Raw genomic sequence first — 10,620 nt, forward strand, 5'->3', positions numbered from 1 at the left:
TTCTCCAGGTGACATTCCTGCCAGCGGTGGTGGTCGGGCAGGCCTGCATCGTTGGCCCTGACTGCACTTCTGGATGGTTCAGGACTTGTTGCTCCCCGCCTGGCACTCCACTGGATCTGTTGCCCGTTCGGGCGCGCAGTTTCGCTCCGTAAGGAATCAGTACCGCTTAATCGCTGTCCCCGAGGCGGTGGATTCCATGTGCCCGGGGTTCGGCAACCCCCAGCGACACGTGGAACGCCCGAATCCCGCGGCCCCCCGCGTCACGGCGGAGACGGACAAAGCCCGCGGCAGCCATGAGAAGAAGGCTGATAAATCCGGCAACGGGTGACCACCAACCTGCAACGGCCATTGCCGTCGCCACAAAGGTTGTGGCGCACAAGCTCAAGACCAGGGCCATGGCCAAGGTGTCACCCCCGTCCCCCGGACGCATCCGCAGAGCCCACCCGTAGCCCGGCACGAAGAGAGAGAAAACCACGGCACTGATCAAACGGACTGCTTCCACTTCAAGCAAGAGCACAATGTAGATAATCGTCACCACGATGACGACGGGCCCGGTGCCAATGATGCGCAGGGCACTCATTGGTTCCTGCCCACGTCCGAAAGCCTGAAAACGGTGGCGTCGGTCGTCTCATAGGCAATCTCAAATCTGTCGGATTGCCGCAATTCCTCCTCGATCCGTTCCAGGCTCCCTTCCGGCATGGACTGCTCGGCGTTGACGGCAATTTTTTGGCCCCGGGTAATCAACACGTATCCTTCGGTGTATTTGCTGTCGACGAGCCATGCGGAAAGCCTGACGGCAGGGTCCGACAGCAACCCGCGAATCGATTCTTCCGGTTCACGGTCCAACGGCACATATGTGAACTTCTCATAGTCGATGAAACGCGCCGGATAGTTTGGGCTCCCTTCAACGAGCAAGGAGCCGGGCGCCGCATGCGTGTATACCCAGCTCGAGGCTTCAACCTCTTCAGGGGGAAAGTAGTTCTGCTGTTCCTTGCCGTAATAGCCGAGCAGAAACCCCGGAGTGACCAGTGCGATGACAACACCGGCAGACACGAGGCTTCGCAAGGGAAAGCCCTGGCCGTCGCGCGGGAGACACGTTTCGGCGGCGAGTATGGCAATGAACGGCGAAGCGAACAGGAACGCCCGGAACAGCACCTCTCCACCGAAGCCAGTGGTCAACACCAAGATTCCGGGCAGCAGCATGAGGATCGCGGCGATGCCGCGCGCCCCCATGCCGTCCCAGCGGTGCCAAGTGCCTTGCTTGTTCCGGTTCGACCAAATGCCGAAGACCGACAACAGGCCGGCGATGGCAACGGTGGACCGGCCGCCCCAAACCACAAGCAGTGCCGTGCCCGTGATGGCATTCGCCTTTTCGAGGGTCTGGTCTGCGTTGTCCACGACATTGCCGAATTCCGAGACTAGCTCCCGCAAGTTGGGAAGTGTGTAGTCCAAGGCCCCGGTAAAGGCCCACCCGGCTATGACCGTCAGCGCAACGATCGGCAGTTGCCACGCATTGGTGCGTCGTAGTGCAGTCAACGCAACAACCGCCATCAGCATCATCAGGGGCGTGATCTGATGGGTGAGGGCAACCGCGGCGACGATCACGGCAAACGGACCAATCATGGCCACATGTGACATCGGCCTGAGCATCAGCCCGACCATGGCCAAATAGAGGATCAAGCCGACGGCCTGCGGGGAGAAGTAATCCTGCCCCACCCAGTTGATGAGCAGGAAGAACATCAGGCCCAGCCAGATCAACGTGCGGTTCCGTGTAAGGCCCCTGAAGACGTAGCGCAATACGATCACGGTGGACAGGTTGAAGACCACGGGGGCCCAGGAGGCAATTTGGAGCACGTCGGATTGCCCGGAGAGGTCAGTGAGAAGGGCGCCGCCGGCAAAGAACCCCGGCCAGTTTTGGTAGATTTGCCCCGCGTCAAGGGTGGTGTCTACCGATCCGTGCCGCTGGATGTACTCGACGATGCCAACGTGTTTATAGGCCCACGAATAGCGAAGGGTGCCGTATAAAACCGCCGGTGTGCCGTGGATCAACACGATGTAGGTGACCAGGAAGATACCGAGCACCCAGCTTGGCAGACCCTTGTACAGGCTGGCCAGGAAGCCTCCAAGGAGAAGCGCCAAGGCAAACGCCGTCACGGGAGTGAACAGGCTCAGCAACCCCAGGACGCCCATGTCACGGGGCTCCGCACCGCTGAAGCTCCAGGCCCAGAGTGCCACGGCCACGAGGGGAATCGCCAAGCTCAACGCAATGCTTCTCATGTGCGTGGCACTCCCGGTGCCAGGGGCTGCCGGCGGTGTTGCCGGGACCTCGCCGTGGATATTCGACCCATGACGGCCACTCGATGTGGTTTGCGTTTTCATTGCCGCTCCCCGGCAGTCGCAATGGTGTTGGGCCAGGGTTTTGGCCAGTTAGTGCCCCGTGCCTTCGGCACTCCGCAGGCATTGTGTGCAGTGGGAGAGGAATGTCCGGTCCGCTCCAGTTTGCGTTTGGTCCTCCGTGAATGGTGCAGTCGTCCGGCCCCATCGACGAATGAACGCCATCCACGCTCGTTGTCCCACAGGCCCGTGCGCCCCGTCATCAGCAGGAACACCGCTGTGATGCTGTGGATCATCAGGATCGCCAGTCCGATGCCGGCAAGCCCCCACGTGTGCAGGGCATACCATCCGCCCACCCAGGTGCTGATCGAAATAAACGCATACACCCCTACGACCGCGCGCATGTTTCCGCGCACCCTGGCCGTGCTGACGCTTATGCCTACGATCAGGTGCGGGATTGCCGACGCCAAGATAAGTTGCAGGGTCGACGTCGCGTTTTCCGCGTAGTGCGGTCCCATCAAACGCAGAACAAACGGGGCAAAAACAATGCCTAGGATCGCGGCCGGAACCACCAGTTGGGCGCCATGAAACAACGCCCTGCGTGCGTATGCAGTTGCATGGGCCGGGTCGTGTACCGATTCGGCAATCAAGACGCTTCCCACGTTGCTGACGATCAGGTACAACGATTCCCCGATGGCGTTGGCAATGTACCAGTACGCGCTGGCTTCGGCTCCGGCGACCTGGAGCACGATCAATGTCAGGACATCGTTGGTCGCAAACCAAAGCATGGTTGCCAGATGGTCGGACGCGGCAAAACGCACAATGCTTGATATCGGAACCCGCGTTTCCTTCGCCGGCCGGGAATCCCGGGCCGCAGCTTGGCGCGCGTACCGCAGAGCCAGTGCCGTGATAAGAAGCACCGCCAGCAAGGCAGGGATCATGGTTGCCGCAAAAATTGCCCATGTGGCGGCACCGGCGAACAACGGAAGCAGGGCGATCTTGAACACGGATGCGAGGCCGTTCTGAATCGGGACCCAGCCGGTACGGCGCAGACCGATGAGCACTTGATCCTGCAACACGTAGAGCACCCATGTCGCCGTGCCAACGACAAAGACAAGCATCGCCACCGGGTTGTCGCGAAGGAAGCCAAGTTTTTCGGCCCACAGGGGTTGTCCCAGAAGGAAGATCCCTGCCGCAAACATGGCGGCCCCGGCGCAGAACGCGTAGCAGCTCATGATGATCCGTGCTGTGCCGGATCCGGCCGCAGGCAGGAATCGAATCAGGCCGTTGTTCATCCCCAAGGTTGCAAAGTTGGCAAGCAAGGCGACGGTCGACATCAGTGCCACACCAATGCCGACTGCCGAGGTGGGGAGCCATCGGGCGGCGAGCGCCCAGAAGGCAAGCCCCAGCACGGAGGTGAGTCCGGTGCCGATAATGAGGGCATCGGCACTGCGTCGTAACGGATCGTTGAACCGTGCCCTGAGCGAGCTGGCAATGCCGATCTTCTCGCTAGTCATTTTTCAGGATCCGGACGTGGTCAATGCTCATCGTCGCGGGAAAAACCGTTGACTCGTCGGGGTTTCCGGGAAAATCTCCCCCGACGGCAAGGTTCATCACCAGATACATGGGTTCATCCGGAACCCGTTCGTCGTCCAGCTGCCACACCTGCTTTCCGTCCAGGAAGAACTTCAGCCGACCGGGCGTCCAGTCCAGCCCGACGGTGTGCCAGCCGTCGGTGAGCGTGTATCCGCCGGGGACCGCGTATTTATGGCCGAGCGAGCGTTCCGCGTCATTTTTTGGATGCATGCGCATCCGAAGTATCCCCGGTTTATGGCCCAGCAATTCCAGCAAGTCGACCTCGGGGACCGGTTCCGTGCTTGCCGGAAGCATCCAGATCGCCGGCCATAGTCCACGGCCCGCCGGCATTTTGAGCCGGACCTCGACCTTTCCATAGGTGAACGCGAATTTCGCCGGCTTATCGTATGCCGGGGGTCCGGTCGTGACCATGCCCGAGGCATAGTCGAACGGTTTGCCCTCCGAGTCGTAAACCCGGCGATCCTCCGCCGTCAGGTTCAGGATCCCGTTGGCGATTTTCGCTTGCTCCGGCATGTACCATTCGAGCTCGTTATTCGTGGCAATGGTGCAACCACCCTTGTCCCACCAATGGCACCGATTCCAGATCGACTCATCCAGGGTGTTTTCATCAAAACGTTCATCCAGCAAGATCCTATCGTCGGCCGGTTCGACGGGCGCCACGGATGCCCCCGGATCGGCTTCTCCCGCCGGATCTGCAGGTTTCCCCTGCCTCGGGGAATCATTGGTTCCCGTCGTTCCGACCGCCGAGGCAAGCGGCGAAAAATCCGTGTCAAGGATTTGAGGGCGGGTGCTGGTGGCCAATGAGAAAACCAGGGACAGTGCAATTGCAGCACCAATCGCTGCTCCCCAGATCCTGTTAAACATCGCGGAATCCCAACAGGCGTTTTACGAGTCCGCGTATGGCGGCATCTGCGCGGGTCCACGGCAGGCGGTCCAATCGCAACTCGGCATAGTCGTAGGCAATTGCTCCCAGCTTCTCCTTGAACTGTGCCAGGGCCTCCGATTCGCCGGACTCCCCCATATGGTAGGTGGTGCACCCCAATTCACAGGCACGTTCCATGTTTTTCCACTGCACCAAATATCCCGCGCCGCTCTTGCCGACCCGTTCGCGGTCCATGGCACCGAGCGTGTAATGGGCGGTACCGGCCAACATGACAATCGAGCCGGCCGCGGGTTTGCCGTCTACGTATGCGATCGTCACCTGGTACCCACTGCCCAGGTGTCGGGCCAGCAATTGCAATTTGCCCAAGGGGTCACGCCGTTTGGCGCGGACATGAGCCAACGCCCGCGGCTCATGCTGTTGCCCCGCCCACCGGTCAATTGACAGAAGGTACAGGGCATAGAAATCGCGCAGGAGTGCATCGGTGTGGCCCATTTCGATGCGCACGCCTTCACGCTCGGCTATGCGGACGTGGCGGCGCGAGGACTGGGACATGCCCTTCCAGACGCTTTCGGCACCGCCACTGAGGTCTACTGCGTGGGCACGACGCGGGATGGCGAGCACCCCCTCGTCGACGGCATCGGCCCACGCCTGCCATTTCTTCGGGTCCGGCCAGATGCCTATGCGCTGTAGTCGAAGTTTACGCAGGTCATGCAGGATCGCCCGAGTCGTTTCTGCATCCGCTTCCGCCCCCACCAAGCCGCCGACTCCCCAGCCCGGTGGGTAGGACTGGAGCCATCCGCCCAGTCCGGCAAGTCCTCGACGTTGGACCAGCGGAAGCAGGAATTCGCGGCCGTCGGCAAAGCTGTAGAGCCTGCTGGCGTCCCGATAGCGGCCGCCGGAAGTCAGCGCATCGACCCACTCGGGGGCGTGGTCGGGTAGCGCCTCCTGGTCGGCGTCCAGCATGCTGCGCCATTTTTTCCGGGGAACCGGTGATACCACCACTGGTTCAAGCATTGGATCCCCACCTCGCCTTTGACGCACGGAACCGGCGCGCCTGCCGCCAGACGTGGGTACGCCAGCGTTCCTGTGGGCGGGCCCGTTTCACGGCCGTGCCTGCCAACACCGCTTCAAGGTGTTCCACGCTGCAATCGGCCATCACCGTATACCGGGCCAGGGCGAAAGGGTCGTCCTGCGGATGACTCAGTGCGTTGCGCACGGCCGCTGCCGAGGAGTACCCGGCCTCGATGACCATTTGCCTGACTGCCTTGTCGTGATAGCCGTGCGGGTAGGCGAAGGTGTCCACCGGCCGCTCGATCAGTTCTTCCAGGGCCTTTTTGCTACCGGCGATTTCCCGGGATGCGGCTTCCCGTCCTATGCAGTCAAGTTGCGGGTGGGTCACGCTGTGCGCACCCATCTCGACGCCGTCACCGGCAAGTTCCCGGATGGCCGAGCCGTCAAGCATGGGCAGTTCCCCGGCGCCCACCGACCCGAGCCATTCGCTGCGACCGCCGACCGCTCCCGTTGTCACATACAAGGTGGCGGGCAATCCGCGATGCTTCAACACCGGCCAGGCATTCGAGGCGAAATCGGCGAATCCATCATCGAAGGTCACCGCAACGCTCCGAGGCGGCACTTCGGCACCCGATCGGATCAGGTTGACCACTTCCCCGACGGACAGCCCCGTGTACCCGAGCCTGAGCAGCGCATCCATGTGGTCGGCGAACAGCTTGCATGTCACTGCCCAAGGGCCGAAGCCCACGGGTGCATCGTCCTGGACGGAATGGTAGAGCAGGATCGGGATCACCGTGTTCATGGTGTTCCCCCCGCAGCGATCTGGCGCTTCAGGTGGCGTCGGCTTCGCAGGTACCTCCAGGGCCCGGACAGGAGGCCGCGCCGGTGTTCGCGCAGCAGATCCCTTGGATAGGGCGGAAGCCCGGCGACGACAGGCGGGTTCATGATGTTGGTTGCGCGCGACCGCAGGATTGAGACATTCCCGGCAAATGCGAGCACCATGCGCGGATCGTGCATGAGACAGCGCATCAGGTGCGCCCCCAGTCCGGCACCGTATCCGTAGACCTGGCGGCGCAGCGCAGCATAGTCTCGGTGGTGCGGATGCAAAACGATCGCGGCCGGTTCATACACGAGCCGGTTCCCCGAAGCCAGGACGTCATGGAATGCCGCCAAGTCGTCGCCTCCCATCGCCACGGTTCCGGTGCCCAGGGCGGCTTCGAATCCCCCGGCATTTTGCAGGTACCTTGTCTGGAACGCCATGTTGGCCCCGGATCCGCAGGCTCCGGAGGTGTACGGCATCAGGGGAAACTCTGCATTGCCCCGGGTTCCGTCGAAGACGCGCCGGTGCAGGCCCTTGTCATAGGTCATGTTGCCTTCCACCCATTGTTGCGGAAGGGTGTCAAGCTCACGCGGAGCGATCATGCCGGTAACACAGACCGCGGACGGATCTTCGGCAAAGACCTTCACCAGACGTTCGAGCCAGCGGCGGTCGGCCAGGACATCATCGTCGGTGAAGGCGACGACGTCCGTGGCGATGTGCGGCATTGCGGCATTGTGCGCGTGGGCGAGTCCCGGTCTGTCTTCGCGCACATAGACCAACCGCGGGTCTTGCCGGGTGCGCAGGGCCATGAGTTCGGCGGTACGCTCGTCCGACGGCGCGTTGTCCACAACGACGATGCGCTCGGCCCTCAGGGTCCCGGACTCAATCGAAGCCAGGCACTCCACCAGCTGTTCGGGGCGATTGCGCGTCGCGAGGACAACGGTGACCGACGGGTAAACGTTCGGGTTGGACGAGGTGGATCGATCCGCGCCGGCAGCTTCGGGCCATGCTCTCGCGGCCAAATGCTGACGGACCACCGCCGGGGTGACGGTTTCATGCTCGGCCAGTTGGAAGCTCAGTTTGGACACTGGGTCGCCGTCCCTGGTGAGCAGGCACAGCACCTTCCGATACCTGGCTCCGGATTCAAGCGCATCCAGCGTTGCCGATGGGTTCTTCAGGTCGATGATCAACGGCAGCACCGGCAGGACCATCCCGATCCCTGCGGACCTCCCGCCAGACTTCCGTATCTTGAAATGGCTGGTGGTCGCCAACGCCATTCCGGCCAACACGCTCGCGAACAACGCACTGGCTGCCGCTCTACCGATTTCAGCCGTACCGACCTGTGCGCCGCCCTGTGTTCCGCCTTGAGGCCATTTCAACCCTTGACGGCTGCCTCGAACCGGCATCACGCGCGCACTGTCAGTGATACGCCCAAGACCCCGCGACAGACGTTCAGATTGTCCCTGGTAGCCCGGTAAAATTTTCGGGCTCGTTTTCGACTTCATGCTTTATTCCCCCAAGTTCGACCGCCTGGATCCAGCTCCCAAAGCTGTTTCGTGGCGGGGTGCTCATTTAAGAATTGCTTATCCGCTTGGCGTAATCGCGGAAAGACCTCCCTCTGCGCGGCAAGAAGCATCCCAAAGAACAGTCATGTGTCCCGTCAGTGCCGGCGCGGCTGTTCCGCCATGAAATGGGCTCGGGATCGAAGCCGTTGTCTCCGGGCATCGAGTCGCCCGCCATTGAATCAAGATAACCACAGCCGCCCCCAGTGGTGGTTTTAAGTGGCGAAGACTAGTTCGCCATTGAAACAGCACCCTACGCCTTGACAGGCAAATTTTGAAGAGCGGTTGGACTATTTGGCAAACGCGAGACTCTCGGGCACCACTCGGTTGCACATCAGCATCATCGTCGTTGTCGCACACGGCCTGACGATGCGCCGACCACACATTGTCGAACTGCCGCAGCCAAGGGTGCCGCTGGCGGAGAAACCCGCGAACGTCCCCTCGACCGGCCTTGGAGCGCAGACGGTCCCCGCAGGCGGGACATCGCGGACCCTTGGTCATCATGGCAGAGCAACTATGCGACATTCCTGACAGGTTCCGGGACAAGCGAGCCACGCGCATAACCTACACATGTCGCCAGGAGTCCACCTACGATCGCCAGGGACATTCCCAACGGCCTAAGCGAACGGTTCCTCAACGCCGCTCCAATGCCCTGACTGACCCCGGCAGGCAGAACGGTCAATACGTAGGATTTCTCCGTGTGCAGACTTTCCGCGTGCTCGTTGATCCGGGCGGACTGACGCCTGACTATGACTGACTTGCTCACTCCCTCCCAATAGCAGCGCCTCATGAAGTAAGCCAACCGGTGACGTTCCAGGGTGACCCGGTGATTCACCACAGCTTTGCGGCAAAGCACCACTCGATGGTTTGCCGAATGTTGCCTCATGCGCATGGATAGCTCGGTTTCTTCGCCGCCGACAGGTTTGGCACCGATCCTTCCAAGTCCGGACGAAAAGCCACCGCTGTCGACTATGCTCGCGCGTCTAAATCCCATGGATGATCCAATAGGGTTCCTGATGTAATCGCCATCCGCGGGAAGCCCGACATAGCTGCAACCGACAACCCACAGGAACTCTTCGGGAAACCAGGATGGCGGTTGTCCTGCATCCCATTTAGGCAGCGCCATTCCGCCGACTCCAACCACGTCGGAGTGAATAAACGGTTCGGTCATGTACCGGACCCATTGCGTGTCCGCAACGGCATCGTCATCAAGAAATAGGACGATTTCTCCCGATGCCCTGGCGACTCCCGAGTTCCTTGCCCCTGAGAGCCCTTTGGCTTCAGTGTTCGCGACCACCACGGCATCCGAGAATTGCTCTCGGGCCCGCTCCAACAATCGTGGATTGTAGTCAATCACGATGATCACTTCTGCTGGTTCCATCGACTGGCAGGCCAGTGAAGCCCTGGCCCTGACCAAGTCGTTCCAGCGTGATTCGGTAAATGCACAAATGACAACAGAAACTAAACGTTTCATGCCTGGCCTAGGCCTCTCCGGTGCAGGGTGTTCCCAGCTGTTCGGGCATTCCAAAACGAATCGGGAGCGCCCGCTGACCGCGCAACAGACATTCTTTCGACAATCAAGGTGCGCAGACAGCGGCCACCGTCCCGGAACGTGTTCAGGTTACTTTCACCGTTGAGCCGATCCGCCTCGAAGCTTGGAACTTCTGCGATCTTCAGTCCCGCCTTGACTGCACGAATGCTCATCATCGTTTCGATCTCAAAACCGTCACCCCAAACGTGGCCAAGAGACGAATTGAAAGGATCCGGGAAGTCGAATGCCTCCACGCTTTCCTTTGTCATGGCGTTGAACCCGTAGCAGAGGTCTGTGTAGGCGGTTCTGAAGAAAGCGTTGGCGATGCCATTCAGGAAATGATTCCCCAATGTCCGAAGTCTCGTGATATCGGTGCTTCCGCCCCCTGGCAGGAACCGGCTGCCCCTGACATATTCCGCACCGTCGTCCATGGCCGAAAGAAAAGCCGCAATTTCGGCTGGGTCCATGGAACCATCCGCATCGATGGCCACGATCCGTTCACAACTCGCCGAAGCGAAACCAGCGACGAGGGCGTTGCCTTTGCCCCTTCGAGCTTGTTGAATCACCACGATGTCAGGAATGACGTCCCGAGCAACCCCCACTGTTCCGTCGGTTGATCCCCCATCGACGAGAATGAATTCATCTATTCCAGGCGGCAATGCCTCGAGCACATGGCCCACGTTTAGTTCTTCGTTGAACGTGGGCACGACAAGCGAAACGCTTGCACCACCTTGTAATCCGCGCATCTAAATTACCCCCAAGTAGTTTAGGAAAGTTGCATCCCAAAAATGTGGATGCGGTGTCGCATTGTCCGATCAATAGCGACGCAAGCGCGCAGTATCCCCATCGCGGCGACGAGGCATTCTGTGAGCGCTGTAAGCCC

General features: G+C 60.8%; 9 protein-coding genes. All 9 read right to left on the reverse strand.

From position 1 onward, the window contains the following. Positions 1–166: 166 nt before the first annotated feature. Complete coding sequence (locus tag OIU93_RS01165) at positions 167–580, reverse strand: hypothetical protein (protein ID WP_264268219.1); 414 nt, start codon at positions 578–580, stop codon at positions 167–169. Further along, entirely contained in the window at positions 577–2,190 is a 1,614-nt protein-coding gene (locus OIU93_RS01170; RefSeq protein ID WP_264268220.1) for a hypothetical protein, read from the reverse strand. The genes OIU93_RS01165 and OIU93_RS01170 overlap by 4 nt, the downstream gene beginning before the upstream one ends. 185 nt (positions 2,191–2,375) lie before the next feature. Next, positions 2,376–3,851 carry a lipopolysaccharide biosynthesis protein gene (locus tag OIU93_RS01175; protein WP_264268221.1) on the reverse strand — a complete coding sequence of 492 codons (1,476 nt, stop codon included), beginning with the start codon at positions 3,849–3,851 and terminating at the stop codon, positions 2,376–2,378. Continuing rightward, positions 3,844–4,557, reverse strand: a complete 714-nt coding sequence (locus OIU93_RS01180; protein WP_264268222.1) for a glycoside hydrolase family 16 protein — start codon at positions 4,555–4,557, stop codon at positions 3,844–3,846. Before OIU93_RS01180 ends, OIU93_RS01175 begins: the two co-directional genes overlap by 8 nt. A gap of 229 nt (positions 4,558–4,786) precedes the next feature. Further along, on the reverse strand, positions 4,787–5,827 hold the full coding sequence (locus tag OIU93_RS01185) for a GNAT family N-acetyltransferase (protein WP_264268223.1): 1,041 nt from the start codon (positions 5,825–5,827) through the stop codon (positions 4,787–4,789). Further along, positions 5,820–6,626 carry a polysaccharide deacetylase family protein gene (locus OIU93_RS01190; RefSeq protein WP_264268224.1) on the reverse strand — a complete coding sequence of 269 codons (807 nt, stop codon included), beginning with the start codon at positions 6,624–6,626 and terminating at the stop codon, positions 5,820–5,822. Before OIU93_RS01190 ends, OIU93_RS01185 begins: the two co-directional genes overlap by 8 nt. Then, positions 6,623–8,149, reverse strand: a complete 1,527-nt coding sequence (locus tag OIU93_RS01195; protein ID WP_264268225.1) for a glycosyltransferase family 2 protein — start codon at positions 8,147–8,149, stop codon at positions 6,623–6,625. Before OIU93_RS01195 ends, OIU93_RS01190 begins: the two co-directional genes overlap by 4 nt. A gap of 571 nt (positions 8,150–8,720) precedes the next feature. Next, entirely contained in the window at positions 8,721–9,680 is a 960-nt protein-coding gene (locus OIU93_RS01200) for a glycosyltransferase family 2 protein (RefSeq protein ID WP_264268226.1), read from the reverse strand. Beyond that, positions 9,677–10,444 carry a glycosyltransferase family 2 protein gene (locus OIU93_RS01205; protein WP_264268227.1) on the reverse strand — a complete coding sequence of 256 codons (768 nt, stop codon included), beginning with the start codon at positions 10,442–10,444 and terminating at the stop codon, positions 9,677–9,679. Before OIU93_RS01205 ends, OIU93_RS01200 begins: the two co-directional genes overlap by 4 nt. Between the last annotated feature and the right edge of the window lie 176 nt (positions 10,445–10,620).

The sequence above is a fragment of the Paeniglutamicibacter sp. ZC-3 genome (assembly GCF_025847175.2).
GTDB classification, from domain to species: domain Bacteria; phylum Actinomycetota; class Actinomycetes; order Actinomycetales; family Micrococcaceae; genus Paeniglutamicibacter; species Paeniglutamicibacter sulfureus.

Excerpts from the sequence above, each read along its gene's own strand:
- OIU93_RS01165 (WP_264268219.1), bottom strand. The coding sequence starts at position 580 with ATGAGTGCCCTGCGCATCATTGGCACCGGGCCCGTCGTCATCGTGGTG.
- OIU93_RS01170 (WP_264268220.1), bottom strand. The coding sequence starts at position 2,190 with ATGGGCGTCCTGGGGTTGCTGAGCCTGTTCACTCCCGTGACGGCGTTT.
- OIU93_RS01175 (WP_264268221.1), bottom strand. The coding sequence starts at position 3,851 with ATGACTAGCGAGAAGATCGGCATTGCCAGCTCGCTCAGGGCACGGTTC.
- OIU93_RS01185 (WP_264268223.1), bottom strand. The coding sequence starts at position 5,827 with ATGCTTGAACCAGTGGTGGTATCACCGGTTCCCCGGAAAAAATGGCGC.
- OIU93_RS01190 (WP_264268224.1), bottom strand. The coding sequence starts at position 6,626 with ATGAACACGGTGATCCCGATCCTGCTCTACCATTCCGTCCAGGACGAT.
- OIU93_RS01195 (WP_264268225.1), bottom strand. The coding sequence starts at position 8,149 with ATGAAGTCGAAAACGAGCCCGAAAATTTTACCGGGCTACCAGGGACAA.
- OIU93_RS01200 (WP_264268226.1), bottom strand. The coding sequence starts at position 9,680 with ATGAAACGTTTAGTTTCTGTTGTCATTTGTGCATTTACCGAATCACGC.